The sequence below is a fragment of the Streptomyces sp. NPDC021622 genome (genome assembly GCF_040640795.1).
GTDB lineage: Bacteria > Actinomycetota > Actinomycetes > Streptomycetales > Streptomycetaceae > Streptomyces.
The window spans coordinates 44,509-59,263 of the sequence record NZ_JBFACK010000028.1; the positions used below are offsets into that span (position 1 = coordinate 44,509).

Here is a 14,755-nt window from a genome sequence, read left to right on the forward strand (position 1 = left end):
TTACGGCACCGTGATCTGACACCGGCCGATCGTTCACGACCAATTCGCAACAGGTAGCCGAGCAACAGCGCTCCTCACGGCGAGCACTCGCTACGCTCGCAGACGCCACACCCGAGGAAAGCGCGGCATCCACGGTTCCGTCCAAGCACTCGACCGCGACATCCGGGCCTGGGTCGCAGACTGGAACGACCACCCACGACCCTTCACCTGGACCAAGACCGCCGACGAGATCCCGGACAAGGTCGGTACCTATTCAGCAAATCCCCGGCTCAGGTCACTAGGACGACCGGACACAGTGCGCGCGTCGCAGTCTGGTTGCTTGAGGAGGGGAAGCGTGACCGCCGTCCTTCGTGATCACTGAGTGGGCGGTCATCACGTCCGGCTTCCTGGCAGGTCCTGCGCCGCGCACGGTGCGACGTCATCCGCGACGACATGACGCTGCCTCAGTCGCACAGGGCTGCCAGCTGCGCCTTCATCATTCCCTTGCTCCGCGGGACGGGCGGCTCACCCTTCAGATCCGCGCCCAGGTCGTAGACATTGACGGCGAGGACCAGCTGTCGCTCACTGTCGGCGGTGGTGAGGGACACGCTGGTGAATCCGGGTCCGCCGCCGTCGGTCGACCAAGCACTGATCGGCTTGGTGTCCGGCTTCGAGCCGCATGGCACGTCCATGCGCTGCACGCCGAGTCCGTACTCCGGCGCGTCGGGGAACTGCACCGTGGTCAGGAGCTCGCGCTGCTGGACGGGGCGCAGCAACTTGCCGGTGAACAGGCCCCGGTGGAAACGGGCCAGGTCGTCGACCGTGGAGATCATGGCGCCGGCGGTCCAGTCGTACGACGGGCTGAATCGGGTCACATCGCGTCCCGTGAGGTCGTAACCGTGCAGATGAGGGCCGTGAATCGCCGGGTCGGTCAGCGGGAAGGACGTGTCCTTCAGACCGAGCGGGGCGAGAATCCGCCGATGAATCTCGGAGGGCGCGCTGTGACGTGTGACTGCCTCGATCACCAGACCAGCGAGCAGGTAGTTGGTATTGGAGTACGACCAGCCACCCCCGGCCGCGAAGAGCGGCTTGTGCCGGACGGCCCGAGCGATCACCTCCCGAGGGGTGTAAACGTGGCCCCAGTCGTGGCGCTCCAGGTAGGGGGCGAAGAACTCCGGCTCAGCGGTGGGGTCGTAGATGCCCGAGGTGTGGTTGAGCAGTTGCCGGACAGTGATCGCCCTGCCGACGTTGCCGTTTCCCTGGACCACGCCGGGCAGCCATTTCTCCACGCTGTCGTCGATCGAGAGCCGTCCTTCGCCCTCTAGCTGCAGAAGCACCGTCGACACAAATGACTTGGTGTTACTGGCAATCCGGAACCGCTGGTCCGGCCGGGCTCGCTCACCGCTCGCCGTATCCGCGAGCCCGGCCGCCATCCGCGACTCCCGCTCTCCGTGCCTGGCATACGCCACGACACCCGGAAATCCGTCCGCGACCGTCTGCTCGATGGCCTCCTTCAGGCCGGCGGGCGGAGAGGCCGACGCCCGCTCTCCCGCCGCGGGCGCCGCGAAGGTCCCTGATATCGCCACCGATACCACCACCGCGCAAATCCCCGCCCACAGTGCTGCGGCCCCCGCACGTGCCTTCACCGATTGCTCCTGCTTCTGTTGCCTGTGCCGTTCCTGCCCCAGCGTGCCGGGCCGCCGCACCAGTCGCCCGTCCTGCTGGCACCCGGGTTGATACGGGGGCTGTCCCCATCCCATCCCGCACCGTCCTGTCCCTCGCCAAGTCTGTGCATGGCGAGGTCCTGACCAACGTTGCCGAGACTCGGGCGGGGCCAATCAGACAGCGTCATCCCGACGAACTACGGGAAGGGCGACAAGGCGTCGATGGCGCGCCCGTACGAAGCGCGCCCATGGCCGTAGTTGACGACTGAGCGTAGAGAGCTCAATGATCACGCGGACCCATGCCCGCTGGTGCCCGCCCCACCTCTCGGACGCCTAATGCCGCTCGGTCTAAGAAGCTCTTGTCTTTCCGGACGTGATCGACGCGTTTCCGCTGGTCGGGGATAGGGGTGGTGGATCCGTGGGAGTGGTGGCCTGTCGGGTCGTTGCTCCCGAGGAGGTTGCGGATGCCACCGGTTGTTGGACTGCTGGAGCAGCACGAGCTCGCTGCTCGGCGTGGAGTCGAGGGGCTGCGGGAGGAGGCTGACCGCATCCAGGCCGAGCTGGCCGAGGCCGAGCAGGAATGGAGGGAGTGGGCGATTGCCCGCACGCGGGTCGATACGGTGCTGGCTCCAGACGACGGCACCGCCCCCGAGGCGGAGGTCACCGAGGATCCGCGCGGGGAGACGGAAGCGCAGTCGGCGCCCCGGGGTGCGGCGAAGGCGAGGTCGCAAGTGCCCCTGTGGCGTCAGGAGCTGACCTGGTCGGTGCTGTCGGTGGACTACCAGCGCATCCTCACCGCGCTCGCGGACCGGGTCCGGCTCCATCAAGGCCCGTTGACCTGCCGGGAGATGGCTGCCGCGTTCGGTATGGACGTGGTGCCGGCGCGGGTGGAGGCACTGCGGTCGAAGGCGAAGCGCCTGGTTGCCCGCGGTTGGCTGGCTGAGCAGCAGCCGGGCCGGTTCACGCTGGCTGCGGGCGTGGCCGGGCCAGGCGGCGGGCCATGAGCGAGATCATCGACCAGTAGACCATCGCTTCGGCGCTGGCGGTGCGCCGTTCGAAGTCGCGCACCAGGCGCCGGGTGCGCATCAGGTGGGCGAAGAAGCGCTCGACGATCCATCGCTTGGACACCACCACGAACCCCTTGACGTCGTCGCTGCGTTTGATGATCGCCAGGACCAGGGCGAGCGTGGCCAGGCAGTACTCGACGAGGCTGCCGGTGTAACCGCCATCGGCCCAGACCAGAGCGAGCAGGTGATGCGCGCCTGCCACCTGCTAGAGCAGGACCTGGGCGGCGGCGCGGTCGCCGATGTCCGCGCCCGTGACCATCACGCCCAGCAGCAGGCCATGGGTGTCGACCACGATGTGCCGTTTACGGCCGTTGATCAGCTTGCCTCCGTCGAACCCGCGGCTGTCACAGCCGACGACAGCGTCCGCCTTGACGGACTGCGAGTCGATCACACCCGCACTCGGCTCCACCTCGCGGCCCGCCCTCTGGCGGACCTGCCCGCGCAGCCGGTCGTGGAACTCCTTGACCAGGGCGTTCTCGCGCCAGCGGCGGAAGAAGGCATAGACACGGTCCCGCGGCGGGAAGCCAGCCGGCATCGCCCGCCACTTGATGCCGTTGTCGGCCAGGTAGCGGATCGCATCGAGCATCGCCCGGTGGCAATAAGTCTCCGGCTGCCCTCCCCGGCCGCGCATCCAGCCCGGCACCGGCAGCAACGGCCGGACCGCTGCCCACTCCGCGTCCGTGATGTCCGTCGGATAACGCGGCTGCCGACAGCCGTTGTCGGCGGCGTTTCCGAACCGGTGAGCCAGGCAGTCACACTCCAGCATGATGGAACTGGACTGCCCGGCCATCGACACGGAACACTGCGGCACCAGGGCCTCCTGTTGCTGCTCGGTGATTCGACACCAACGAGCTGTTCAGGAGGCCTCGTATGCACCGAGCACCCCGCGACCACCCAATCGAGACTCACGTTCGACGGACATCCCTCAAGATCGGAAGGACAGCTTCTTAACGTAGATGCTGGCTCCCTTCACGAGATGGCGGTGGACTCCTGACTGGGTCGACATATCGACTCAGCACCGCTCACGGTCGCCGTGTACCCACGCAGTCCACCCGTGCGACCGCCTGGCTCCGGTGCGCGTGGCGTACCTGGATTCCTGGATGTCAGAGGGTGCTGGCAAGGTTCGGGCATGACAAGCAATGAGCCGCTCATCAGCAGCCCGTCCGGCAGTCACATGTACGACTTCGATCTCGTCACCCTCGACGGTCAACTGCTCGTCGTCGGCACCCCTGACCGGGACTGCCTTGCCTGCACCTGGGATCCGGGAGCCGACCGTTGGATGACGTACGAGCTCGACGCTCCGGACGAGGACTATCGCTACACCGAGCTCACCTCGCTCTGTGCGGCGGTGGTGGACGGACGGATCGTGATCGGCGGTGGTGGTGACCACCAAGGCTTCGCAATGTGGGACTTGACGACTGGCAGGGTACGGCTGAGCGCACAGGAAGGCGGCACGGCCTCCGCGGTCAGGGCCGACTTCGGGGGGTACTCGAGGTTCGTCGTGGGGGGTTCGAGCTTCATGGACGTGGAACTCTGGGACCCGTCCCTGGCCGAACCTGACGACGAAGGCAACGAGGGCGACGAGGACAAGCCGGAGCAGCCTTCACCGTTCGATTCTCTGGTCAGCATCAGGCTGGCGTGCAACTCGAGGACCAGTAGCGCTGCCGCGGCGGGACTGCTGGACGACCACCCTGTGGTGGTCGCCGGTCACCCGAGCGGAGGCGTGGTCATATGGGATGTCGAGGGAAAGCCTCTGGCCGAGTTCGACCGCCTCGATCGCCTCGACGACTCCGATAGCTCGGATCGCTTCCCCGACGCGACGCTCACCGATTTCGCCCTGGCGGCGGTAGACGGCCGTACCCAGGTCGTGGCGGCGGGCCGGCAGCGGCTCCTGGTGGGAGATCCGAGGTCCGGCGAGTGGGGAGAAGAGCTCACCGTGCCCGGTGGCGAGATCGTGTGCCTCGACGCCGGCACCGTGCACGGGGTCCCGGTCGCTGTCACCGGGGCCGAGGACGGCACCATCTGCGTCTGGGACCTGGCGGAACGTCGGCTGCTGGGCCGGCCGTTCCAGAAGTACGATGCCGAGGTGTTCGGGCTACGGCTGGCCGAGCTCCACGGTCGCCCTGTGGTCATCAGCAGTGCAAAGTGCAGTTCCGTCGACGTCTGGGAGATTCCGTCGTAGGGAGGTGGCGCTGCCCGGTCTCTGCCTCGAGCTGCCTCGTTCGCCTTCCGGGCTCAAGGGCGGTCTGTGGAACGCCACCTCGGTGGAGTGTGCGGCAGTTCCCCCGGCCGCGCATCCAGCCCGGCACCGGCAGCAGCGACCGGACCGCTGCCCACTCCGCGTCTGTCATGTCCGAGGGATACCGCCGAACACGTTCCGGGTGATCGGCCGCATTCCCGAACCGGTGAGCGACACAATCACACGTCGGTGCAGCCGAGTTGAACTCCACCGGCGCCAGCGCGTACAACTGCGGCAACAGGGTCGCCAGGTTCTCGGTTGGCTTCGCAACCCCGAGCTACCAAGAGGCCCTGTTCTCATGCCCGCGGCCAACTGCGATCACCCGATCGAGACTCCCGTTCGACACACACCCCTCAAAATCGGAACGACAACAGCTTCTCAGGGTCGGCACTGACGGGACGGTTGTCCTGGGGAGGGCGGCTGACCCCACGGCGCCTCCAGTGTGGTCCGCAGGGTGTCGACCGTCTCCCGGCCGATCCGTTCGGCGAGCTGTTCTTCCAGTCGTTCCAGGATGAGGCCGGCCTGGCGGTGCGCGTGTTCCCCTTCCCGGGTGCGCCGGATCAGTCGCTGTCGGGCAGAGGCGGGGTCGGGGACCTGCTCGAGCAGTCCGGCGGCGACCAGGCCGTGCACGGCCTGGTGCGCGGTCTGCCGGGTGACGCCCATGCGCCGCGCCAGTTCCGACACTGTGGTGCCCTGGTCATCCAGTACGGCGAAGAGCTGCGCCTGCGTCGGGGACACAGGCGTGGTGCCGTCCGCTTCCAGGGCTGCCAGAAGTCCTTCTTCGAACCAGCGCCGGGCGTCACCGAGAAGCTGGGGGAGGTTGCGGCGGGTGGATTGCATCTGTTCCTCGCGATGGCGGCGGGGCCGGGCTCACTTCGGCGGTTTGCCTGTCTACCCCGAGAGTGTCAGGCTACCTGACACTCTTGTTGGGAGTCGTTCGAGGAGACTGCATGACCATCGAGTACGCCACCCGCTACCGGCGCGCCTCGCGCATACCCGCCGAGCCGGGCAAGCCCTACTTCATCGAGAAGGGCGAAGGGGACCGCGCCCACTTGTTCGGCGACCTGATCACCATCTACGCCGGCAGCGAGCAGACCGAGAACACCTTCAACTTCTTCACCGTCGAAGGCCCCAAGGGTGATCTCATCCCAGCCCACCTGCACCCCGACACCCACGAGGTCTTCTACATCGCCCAGGGCGCCGTGCGACTGTTCGTCGAGGACATCGAGGGCAATCAGCAGGAGAAGCTACTGACCCCCGGCGACTTCGGCTTCGTGCCCAGGAACTGCCCGCACGCCTACCGCATGGAGCGGCACCACAGCCAGGTCGTCGGTGTCGCCGCCGGCCGCGGCGGCACCTTCGAGCGGTTCTTCGAAAGCCTCGGCGCGCCCGTAGAACAGCTCGGCCTGCCCACCGAACCGGTCATCCCGGAACCCGGCAAGTTCGCAAGCGTCCCCGAGCAGTACGACGTCCGATTCCTGCCCGACCACCAGTGGCGGACCCGATGACGCCAGCCGAACTCGTACGGCCGGTGCTCGTCGTGGCCCGGGCCGGCCGGAGGCAGATGCCGTCTCATGCACGGTGAAGATGACCCGGCAGTGCGGGGCGTGTGTCTTGATCTCCCGCGCGGTGCGAAGGGCCTCCTCGAAAGCGGGGCGGACCCGCATGTCGGGTAGTCAGCAGGCTCGGCTTCTTGGTCGCGACTTAAGGGATGCGGCGCGGATGCCTGACGGCCGCACTGATGCGGCGACGGTGCGGCCAGCGATCTCGCGACCCGGTCGTTGCCCGCTGGCACGTCCTGCGGGTCGACCGCCCGGATCTGAATACCAGGTACTCCCCCACGGCGCGATGTTCGGGGCGCCTCACGCCAACTGACCCGAGGCGACAAGCGTGGGTTGGGTGCAGTGGAGCCGAGCCGGCTGGAACGGCGCGATGGTCGGCATTCTCGGGCGGCGCCTTGACATGGCGGGTCCATCGCGTCTGGGTGAGACGTTCGGTGTGACCAGAGCTGACCACGCGCGTGGCGGGTCGGCCGGGGCAGTGCCGGTGGGCCGCGAGGGTGAGGTGTGCGCGGTCGTGGAGGCGGCACACCGGGCGGTGGCGGGACACGGCGGTGTGGTGCTTGTGCGGGGCGAGGCCGGGATCGGCAAGACCACATTGCTGCGCGTGTTGATGCCGGAGCTGACCGGTTTGGGCATGCGGGTGTGCAGCGGTGCTGCGGATGTGCTGGAGACGCGCTTGCCGTTCAGCGCGATCGGAGACTGCCTGGAGGCTGCCCGGTGTTCCGCGGGCGATCGCCGGGGGGAGCGGCAGGGGCGGGCTCAGGCCGAGCGGAGCAGTAGCTCAGCGGTGCCGACCCTAGGGGACGAGATGGTGCTGTTGCAGCGGGTAATCGCCTTCGTGGAGGTCTTTTGCGAGGACAGCCCGGTCGCTCTGGTGCTCGATGATGCGCAGTGGGCGGATTCGCAGAGCCTGCTGTGTCTGCAGCGGATCAGCCGGCTGGCCGAGCAGCTGCCGCTGCTGGTGCTGTTGGTGCTGCTGGCGACCCGTTCCGGGGAGAGCTCGCCGCAGCTGGACCAGCTCATCGCTCGGCTGTCGCAGCGTGGCGCGATCACGATCACCTTGCGGCCGCTGCCGGAGAAGGGCGTGGACCAGTTGCTGGCGCAGCTGGCCGGCGCCCGGCCCGGCCCGGTGCTCCGGCGCCAGGCTGCCCGTGCTGCGGGCAATCCGTTCTATGTTGCCGAGCTGGTCGACGCGTTGTCCGCCGCCGGGGATCTGCGAGTGGACGGAGATACGGCGGAGGCGGTGGCCGCAAGGGCATCGCGCCGGGCGACGTCACGCTCGATGAGGCACCCAAGGGCTGGAAGCTCAAGGCCACCAACGACGGATACACCGTCGGCGGTCCGAAGCTGGCGATCGGCACTGACGCGGAGTACAAGATCAAGGTCCGGCAGCTCCCGAACGCCAAGAAGATCGCGTTCAAGACGATTGAGGCCTATAGCGACGGCAAGGTCTCCCGCTGGATCGAGCTGCCCGGAGGCGGCGAGGAACCGGAACAGCCCGCGCTGGCCCTGAAGTTGAAGGCCGCCGCACCGGGCGCCGAGCCGGTCAGCCCGAGCCCCACCGCCAGCCAGACGCCAAGCCAGAAGCCGTCGGCCGCCAAGTCGCCGACCACGGCCGCAGGCTCCGAAAGCGAAGAGGGGGCCGTCGACGAGAACGACGGAAGCTCGGCGGGTCTGGTCATCGGCGCAGTGGTGCTGGGGCTGCTTGTTCTCGGTGGCGCCGTGTGGTGGCTGATGAAGAGGCGCTCCGCCTCGTCTCAGAGCTGACTGGCACCCGCCGCGTCTGGGGGAGTTACTCCCCCAGACGCGCCCGCCTGAACGCTTTCGGGCCGAGCGGCGTCGTAGGGGCAACCGTCTCTGAGGGAGCCCCATGACTGCCGCACGCCCCGGTCTCCATGTCGTGTCCACTGTTGCGCTGATCGCGGGGCTGATGTGCGCGACTGCCGCTTGCGCTGATCTGGACAGCGTCGCAACGCAGAGCGAGGTTGCCTGGGAGGAGCCCTCCTCGTACGCCTACACGCTGAAGTCGAGTGAGGGGGAACGGTCCCTGCTCGGGGTATTCCGGGTGACAGTCCGGGACGGAAAGGTGGCCAAGGCGGTCGGTCTCGACGAGAGCGGTCGGCGCGTGGTGAGGCAGATGCCCGGTGAAGTCCCCACCATCGGGGAGCTGTTGGAGGAAATGAAGCAAGCCCGGCGCGACGGGGCTGACACTGCGGAGGCGAAGTACGCGGCCGACGGGCGTCCAGTGCGGATCTCGTTGGACTGGGAGAAGAACGCGATCGACGATGAGGCCCTGTACTTCATCAGCGCCTTCCATCCCGCGGGCGGCTAGCGCTTCAAGTCGCCCGTGGGCGCCGCCGTTTCGGCGGATTTGGCATCGTTCTCCTTTCGCGGAAGGTCGAGGGACGCCACCGTGAGGCGAGTACGGCGCAGGGCCGGGAAGGCCGCGGCGACCACGACAGTGGCCACGACACAGATCAGGCCGCCCGCGACCACGGCGGTACGGGCAGTGGCCAGTTCGGCGAGGAAGCCGACGGCGGCGTTGCCCAGGGCGGGCGAGACGGTCGCCTGGACCATCCACAGACTGCTGACCCGGCCGCGCAGTTCGTCCGGTGTGCCATGCTGCAGAAGCGCCGAGCGCAGGGTCTCGGAGATGAGGTCGCCGAGCCCGGCGAGGGCCAGCAGTGCGAGGGCGACCGGCAAGTACGAGGTCACACCGAAGCCTGTCAGTGCCAGCCCCCACAGCAGGACGGCGCCGACCAGGGCATGACCGCCGGCTCGGCCTGTCCAGCCGCTGGTGGCCGCACCGACCAGTGCTCCCAGGGCGGGCGCGGCATAGAGCAGGCCCACCACGCCCGGGCCACCGCCGAACTGCTGGTCTGCCAGGACGGGATAGAGCGCCTGCGGCATCGTGAAGACCATCGCCGCGGCGTCGATGAGGAGCAGGCCCACGATGAGCCTGTGGCCACGCACGAAGCGCACGCCGTCCGCCACCGCTGTGAACGCCTGCCGTACGCCTCTTCCGCGTGTGCTGTCGTCGGAGGGAGCGGCCGCACGAAGTACAGGGTCGCCGAGAAGATCAGGAACCCGGCTGCGTCCACGGCGAAACAGGCCGCGAGGCCGGGGCCCGCAATGAGCACGCCACCGACTGCGGGCCCCACCAGTGCCGCGAGTTGAGTGGAGGCGGAGGTGAGTGCGCCTGCCGCTGCAAGACGTTCGGTGCCGACCAGGGCCGGGATGGCCGCCAGCATGGCCGGGCCGCCGAGTCCGGCGAGAAGACCGGTCAGGGCGGTGGCGAGATAGATGAGCCACAACCGCGGGTCCGGCAGCAGTGCGTTGACCGCCAGAGCCACCGCTACCAGGGTGAGCGGGAGTCGGGTGGCCAGCATCAGCGTGCGTCGGTCGTGGCGGTCGGCCAGGACGCCGCCGACGAGCACTCCGACAACCAGGGGCAGGGCCCGCGCGAGGCTGACCAGGCCGATGTGCAGCGGGGATCCGGTCAGTTCGTACACCTGCACCGCCACCGCGACGCTCGTCATCAACGTGCCGAACATCGCGCCGAGGAACCCGACGTACAGCAGGCGAAAGTCGCGGCTCACGCGGAGCGGGGTGAGATCCATGGCGAGACCGACCGAACGGCGCATGAGGCGACTCCAAACGAAGTTAGGTAAGCCTTATCGAGACCACTGTGTCGATCACCCTCAATAAAGTCAACATGTGTGAAGTTCAAGGGATTGGTAGCCTCGGGCCTGATGAGCAGTCACCCTGCGGCCAGGCGGCGGCCGACCCACCGCAAGGGCCGCCCCACCCTCACCCGCGCATCGGTCGGCCAAGCCGCGCTGGACTTCCTCGACCACCACGGCCCCGCCGAGCTGACCATGCGCTCACTCGCGGCCGACCTCGGCGTCTCGCCCCGCGCGCTGTACAACTACGTCGAGGACCGGCGCGATCTGCTCACCGTGGCAGCCGAGATCTTCGAGTCCGAATGGCGGCCTCCGGAGCTGGATCCGGGGCGCTGGCGGGACAGTCTGCGGTCGTACTGCCGGAACCTGCGGGCGCATTACCGGCGCCATCCCGGCATGACCACACTCGCGTTGAGCGAAAACATCACGATGGCCCGGCATCCGGCGATGTTGCGCAACGTGGACGCCCTGATCGGCTTCTTCGAGAGCGTGGGGCTGTCCCTGCAGGACTCCTACCGTGCGTGCATGGAGACGATCCGCTTCATCGTGGGATTCGTGGAACTCCAGGACATGCTGCACGACCGGCCACCCGCCCACCTGGAACCGGACGACCTGGATCGACTGCCGCCGCTGTGGCTGCGCTCCGAAGCCGATGCGGAACTGCCCCACCTGAAGCGGGTCGGCGCCCTGGAACCTGACGCACCCGACACGCTTTTCGAGTTCTCCCTGGACATCTTCGTCGGGGGAATCGCCAGCCGCACGCATGATTGAACAGGCTCTGGCCGGTCAGGTCACCGGCGGTTTGACGGTCATGGTCTTGGTGACGGTGACCTGGTCGATGTCGCTCGTGCGCACGGTGACGCGCAGGGTCCAGGCGCCCGGCACGGGAATCCGCAGGTCGTCCGCCGCCCAGTAGCCCTTTCGGTCGGTGAGCTTCGCGTCCAGCGGGCCCGATCCGCTGGGCGCGCTGGGTGAGTGTGAGACGAAGTTCGGGGACGGTGGCGAAGGCGCTGCCGAACACCATGGCCTGCACGGTGTTGTCGCCAACTTGCCCCGGATCGAAGGTGATCTGCACCTTGCCCTGCCCGTTCGGTGTGCCGACATCGAAGGGAATCGTCACCACGCTTGCTGCAGGCCGCTGAGACGCGGCAGCCACAGCGGAGCTCTCCACGGCAGTTCGGCCGGGCTGGGTTCCGGTGAGCACAGTGGTAACGGCCAGGACCACGACACCGAGCACAACCTCGACGGCGACCGAGCGGCGCAGGTCGCGTCGGTACCGGTCGGACGGGGAACGGGAAGATCCTGGGCCGCCTGTCGGACCGCTCGGATTGGGTGGGCGCGCGCTGACCGTGCCCCCGGCCGGTTCGCCGGCCGAGGGGACTCCTGCGCTGACGGCCTGTGCGACGCGCACGCGCTGGGGCGCGGCCACCGGGAGGGCTTCGGGTGACTGCGGCTCTTGTCCGAGCTGCGCGGTCCACTGGCGGGAGAACGCCGCCGCAGCCAGCACCAGGACCACAGCGCCGACCTTGAGGGTGAGGAGTCTGCCGTACTCGGTGGTGGAGAGGGCGTCCCACGAGCCGACCTGCCGCCAGGACTGGTAGGCGCCGATGGCCACCAGAACGACCAATGCGGTGAAGGCCAGTCGGGAGAAGTGTGCGACCGCCTCCGCCGGAATCACTGTGTCCGCGGGTGCCCGGTACAGGGCGACGGCCAGCGCGATCAGACCGCCCAGCCACGCGGCCATGGCCAACAGATGCAGCACGGCGACGGGGATCGCCAGGAGGACCTGGCTCCCCGCGGAGGCATGCTCGGCAGCGGCCCAGGTGAGGGCCAGGCCCAGGGGAAGGCCGGTTGATGAAGTTGAGGGCCGCGCAGGTTGTGCTCGACGAGTGTGTCGGCGTCGGCCGAGCCGATGGTCGACACAGCCACACCGCCCTCGCGGACCACCCGGGCCACCTCGGGGAAGCCTTTCGTATCGCTGCCTCGCGAGCGCAGCTCGATGCTGCGCTGGCAAGTACCGCAGTGCTGTCAAAACTCGGGTTCTGCGGCGGGTGTTGTGGCGCGGTGATATTCCGTGGTTGTTGATGTTCTTTGGCCGGGTGCAGAAATTGCCGAATACGTCGGTGCACACTCGATCCGCATGGTCTTCACTCGTGCATCGATCGCGAGGAACCGCACTACGCCGAACTGGCCGCACGCGCCCTGCGCGCCGAGGGCGTCACCGTGGACATCACGCCCCAGCTGCGCGAAGAGATCGACACCGAATGGACCTGGGCGAACTACCCCATGCCCTGGTGTTCGCACGAGGAGATCCGCGAGGTATCCAACGACGCCCAGCAGATCTACGACGCCATCCGTCACGGCCGCCTGATCATCCACACCCACGCCCACGACGGGTGGACCACCGTCGCCGTCGGCACCTATCGCGACGGCCCGAGCATCCACCTCCACGGTGAAAACCACCTGCGCACCGAGACAACCCAGTACGACAACCCCGCCACGGCTATCGCCGAGTTCGAGCGCCTTTCCTGGGTACCGACATCCTGGGCGCCGACCGCGGCGGTCACGGACGTCGACCGCCACCTCCTTGGCCTCCAAGCGGTGCCCACGCGGTCCGGAGGCCAGCTGTGTTCGTATCCACCTACAACCACGTGTACGGCAGTGCCGACAACGGCGACGCCTGGCACGTGGTGTCGGACGGGCTGCCCGCACGATCGCATCCGACGGATCTCCGCTACGTGCCCGGGGCCGAGGCCTGGCTGGCTGGCTGTACCTCGCCACGTATGGCCGTTCCGTCTGGCAGGCAGCGACGGGCAGGGTGGTCGAGCGCCAGGCAGGGCGCTGCCTCCGCCAGGCCCCCGTACAAGACGGACCCGACCAAGCGCATTCGACAGATGCACGCACTCGACCACTCCGTTTTGTACGAGCTGATGAATCGGCGCCGTCGAGGCGGGTGCTACAAAGAGACCCGAACCGCTTCATCTCCGCCCCTCGGCTGCGCTCCTCACCCCTCGAGCGCGAGCCCCGGGGGCGTGCGCACCGGACGGTCCGGCGCCGCCGAAGCGTATGCGCCCCAGCCTCGATCAGGCACTGCCGCGCCTTCCGAATCAAGGGGTGCCTTCGGCCCCCGATGTTGCAGAGAGGCCGACAGGTTGAGCCCACAGATATCTTCCGAGGACCGTGGCGCCCCTCGCCCGCACGTTCCCGCCACCGGCCGGGACGTCGTGATCATCGAGGACGACGAGACCCTGGGCCGCTCTGCGGCCGCCTGCATCGAACGCTGGGGGAGCACCGCACACCGCCTGCCCCGCCCCGACGACGACGCACTGCGTCAGCAGTTGAACGGTCCCGTCGACAGCATCGCCATCGTGTCCCGTGACGACATGATCGCCCTGCGCTACGCGCTCCTCGCCGAGCACCTCAAGCCCGGTGTCCGTCTGGTCGTGACGATCTTCGACCGTACGGTCGCCGAGGAGGTATCCCGGACCATCCCCAACTGCACCGCCTTGAGCATGACCGACGCGATGCTGCCCAGCCTCCTCGCGAACTGTCTCGCTCCCCGGTACGCCATGCTGCAGCCCGTCGGCGACGACCTCGTGGGCGTGCGACGGGAAGGCGCGACCGTGGAAGTCGAGCACCTGCCGCGGCGGGCCTTCGCCGCCTTGCCGAAGCCGCACCCGCGCTCCACCGTCAGCGCCTGGTTCCGCTCCCTCGGCACCTCCGCGAAGGCACTGGTCGCCAGCCTCCTTGCACTGCTGCTCGCGTTCTCCGTCGATGTCGCGCTCGGCGTGCTCGTCCTGCACGAGCACTGGACCGAGGCCCTGTGGAACGCGGCCCGTACGCTCACCACGATCGGCTCCTCACATGCCGCCGAACACGGGCCCGGCTGGTACAAGGTGTTCTCCGCCGTCTCGATGATCAGCGTGTTCGTGTTTGCCGCCGTGTTCACCGCCGGTGTGGTCGACCGGTTCACCGGACACCGGATGACCAGCATTCTCGGCGCCCGCTCCATCCCGCGCCGAGGCCACGTCATCGTCGTCGGCCTCGGCCAGGTCGGCCTGCGTCTGTCCGCCCGGCTCCGGGACCTCGGCGTCAAGGTCGTCGCCGTCGAGCGCAACCGGCAGGCCCCCTGTCTCCCGCTGGCCCGCTCGCTCGACATCCCCGTCGTCATCGGCCGCGGCGGCGACCGCTTCCTGCTCGAACGTCTCTCCGTACGACGGGCCCGCGCCCTGGCAGCGGTCGCCTCCGACGGCCTGGAGAACATCGCCGTCGCGGTCGCCACCCGAGCCGTCGCCGGCGACCAGCGCATCGTGCTGCGCGCCGGCGGCGACGAGGTCACCACCGAATCGCAGTCGCTCTTCCGCATCGGCGCCGTCTGCGACTTCCCGCTCATCGTCAGCACGTTCGTCGCCGCGACCGTCCTCGACGCCGAACTCCGCAGCGTGTTCGTGGCGGACGGCCGAACCTGCGCCCTCTTCGCGGACGACCGGGTCGTGGACCTCGCGACGTGGGATGCGAGCCCTGCACACGAGATGTCGCGGGTCTAGGGGGAGACACCCCC

The 14,755-nt window shown here is 68.4% G+C and carries 11 protein-coding genes and 5 pseudogenes; 9 read left to right on the forward strand and 7 right to left on the reverse strand.

Annotation, left to right across the window (positions count from 1 at the left end):
* Window positions 1-443: 443 nt before the first annotated feature.
* The gene (locus AB0G47_RS38745) at window positions 444-1,565 is read right to left on the reverse strand and encodes a serine hydrolase domain-containing protein (RefSeq protein ID WP_360780116.1); all 1,122 of its coding nucleotides are present in this window, start codon (window positions 1,563-1,565) and stop codon (window positions 444-446) included.
* A gap of 542 nt (window positions 1,566-2,107) precedes the next feature.
* On the opposite strand from AB0G47_RS38745, the gene AB0G47_RS38750 reads away from it, so the two are divergent.
* Complete coding sequence (locus AB0G47_RS38750; RefSeq protein WP_360780119.1) at window positions 2,108-2,647, forward strand: hypothetical protein; 540 nt, start codon at window positions 2,108-2,110, stop codon at window positions 2,645-2,647.
* Here AB0G47_RS38750 and AB0G47_RS38755 read toward each other — a convergent pair.
* A pseudogene (locus tag AB0G47_RS38755) lies at window positions 2,604-3,500 on the reverse strand (IS5 family transposase). The gene AB0G47_RS38750 and the pseudogene AB0G47_RS38755 sit on opposite strands and share 44 nt — an antisense overlap.
* A gap of 384 nt (window positions 3,501-3,884) precedes the next feature.
* Between AB0G47_RS38755 and AB0G47_RS38760 the strand changes: the two are divergent.
* On the forward strand, window positions 3,885-4,892 hold the full coding sequence (locus AB0G47_RS38760; RefSeq protein ID WP_360780122.1) for a hypothetical protein: 1,008 nt from the start codon (window positions 3,885-3,887) through the stop codon (window positions 4,890-4,892).
* A gap of 435 nt (window positions 4,893-5,327) precedes the next feature.
* Here the strand turns inward: AB0G47_RS38760 and AB0G47_RS38765 are convergent, their stop codons facing one another.
* A complete protein-coding gene (locus AB0G47_RS38765; protein WP_360780125.1) occupies window positions 5,328-5,789 on the reverse strand; it encodes a MarR family winged helix-turn-helix transcriptional regulator in 462 nt (153 codons plus the stop codon).
* Window positions 5,790-5,899: 110 nt separating this feature from the next.
* Between AB0G47_RS38765 and AB0G47_RS38770 the strand changes: the two genes are divergently transcribed.
* The 5 genes and pseudogenes from AB0G47_RS38770 (at window position 5,900) to AB0G47_RS38790 (ending at window position 8,843) form a co-directional block, all read left to right on the forward strand.
* A complete protein-coding gene (locus tag AB0G47_RS38770; RefSeq protein WP_360780128.1) occupies window positions 5,900-6,457 on the forward strand; it encodes a quercetin 2,3-dioxygenase in 558 nt (185 codons plus the stop codon).
* 454 nt (window positions 6,458-6,911) lie between these two features.
* A pseudogene (locus AB0G47_RS38775) lies at window positions 6,912-7,466 on the forward strand (ATP-binding protein); the annotation flags it as partial.
* Window positions 7,427-7,969, forward strand: a pseudogene (locus AB0G47_RS38780) (hypothetical protein); the annotation flags it as partial. The pseudogenes AB0G47_RS38775 and AB0G47_RS38780, both read left to right, overlap by 40 nt.
* A 57-nt stretch (window positions 7,970-8,026) precedes the next feature.
* Window positions 8,027-8,278, forward strand: a complete 252-nt coding sequence (locus AB0G47_RS38785) for a hypothetical protein (RefSeq protein ID WP_360780227.1) — start codon at window positions 8,027-8,029, stop codon at window positions 8,276-8,278.
* Window positions 8,279-8,381: 103 nt separating this feature from the next.
* On the forward strand, window positions 8,382-8,843 hold the full coding sequence (locus tag AB0G47_RS38790) for a DUF6174 domain-containing protein (RefSeq protein ID WP_360780130.1): 462 nt from the start codon (window positions 8,382-8,384) through the stop codon (window positions 8,841-8,843).
* Here AB0G47_RS38790 and AB0G47_RS38795 read toward each other — a convergent pair.
* Complete coding sequence (locus tag AB0G47_RS38795; protein WP_360780132.1) at window positions 8,840-9,505, reverse strand: MFS transporter; 666 nt, start codon at window positions 9,503-9,505, stop codon at window positions 8,840-8,842. The genes AB0G47_RS38790 and AB0G47_RS38795 overlap by 4 nt on opposite strands.
* Window positions 9,466-10,155, reverse strand: a pseudogene (locus AB0G47_RS38800) (MFS transporter); the annotation flags it as partial. The gene AB0G47_RS38795 and the pseudogene AB0G47_RS38800, both read right to left, overlap by 40 nt.
* Window positions 10,156-10,263: 108 nt before the next feature.
* On the opposite strand from AB0G47_RS38800, the gene AB0G47_RS38805 reads away from it, so the two are divergent.
* The gene (locus AB0G47_RS38805; RefSeq protein ID WP_360780134.1) at window positions 10,264-10,965 is read left to right on the forward strand and encodes a TetR/AcrR family transcriptional regulator C-terminal domain-containing protein; all 702 of its coding nucleotides are present in this window, start codon (window positions 10,264-10,266) and stop codon (window positions 10,963-10,965) included.
* Between the two features lie 676 nt (window positions 10,966-11,641).
* Here AB0G47_RS38805 and AB0G47_RS38810 read toward each other — a convergent pair.
* Both AB0G47_RS38810 and AB0G47_RS38815 read right to left on the reverse strand, forming a co-directional pair.
* Window positions 11,642-11,938 (reverse strand): annotated as a pseudogene (locus AB0G47_RS38810) (CopD family protein); the annotation flags it as partial.
* Window positions 11,939-12,222: 284 nt separating this feature from the next.
* Window positions 12,223-12,657: a hypothetical protein gene (locus AB0G47_RS38815; RefSeq protein WP_360780137.1), complete on the reverse strand. Its 435-nt coding sequence runs from the start codon at window positions 12,655-12,657 to the stop codon at window positions 12,223-12,225.
* 689 nt (window positions 12,658-13,346) lie between these two features.
* Here AB0G47_RS38815 and AB0G47_RS38820 point away from each other — a divergent pair.
* Complete coding sequence (locus AB0G47_RS38820; protein WP_360780140.1) at window positions 13,347-14,741, forward strand: NAD-binding protein; 1,395 nt, start codon at window positions 13,347-13,349, stop codon at window positions 14,739-14,741.
* Window positions 14,742-14,755: the final 14 nt, after the last annotated feature.

Excerpts from the sequence above, each read along its gene's own strand:
- AB0G47_RS38770 (WP_360780128.1), top strand. The coding sequence starts at position 5,900 with ATGACCATCGAGTACGCCACCCGCTACCGGCGCGCCTCGCGCATACCC.
- AB0G47_RS38760 (WP_360780122.1), top strand. The coding sequence starts at position 3,885 with ATGTACGACTTCGATCTCGTCACCCTCGACGGTCAACTGCTCGTCGTC.
- AB0G47_RS38765 (WP_360780125.1), bottom strand. The coding sequence starts at position 5,789 with ATGCAATCCACCCGCCGCAACCTCCCCCAGCTTCTCGGTGACGCCCGG.
- AB0G47_RS38750 (WP_360780119.1), top strand. The coding sequence starts at position 2,108 with ATGCCACCGGTTGTTGGACTGCTGGAGCAGCACGAGCTCGCTGCTCGG.
- AB0G47_RS38805 (WP_360780134.1), top strand. The coding sequence starts at position 10,264 with ATGAGCAGTCACCCTGCGGCCAGGCGGCGGCCGACCCACCGCAAGGGC.
- AB0G47_RS38790 (WP_360780130.1), top strand. The coding sequence starts at position 8,382 with ATGACTGCCGCACGCCCCGGTCTCCATGTCGTGTCCACTGTTGCGCTG.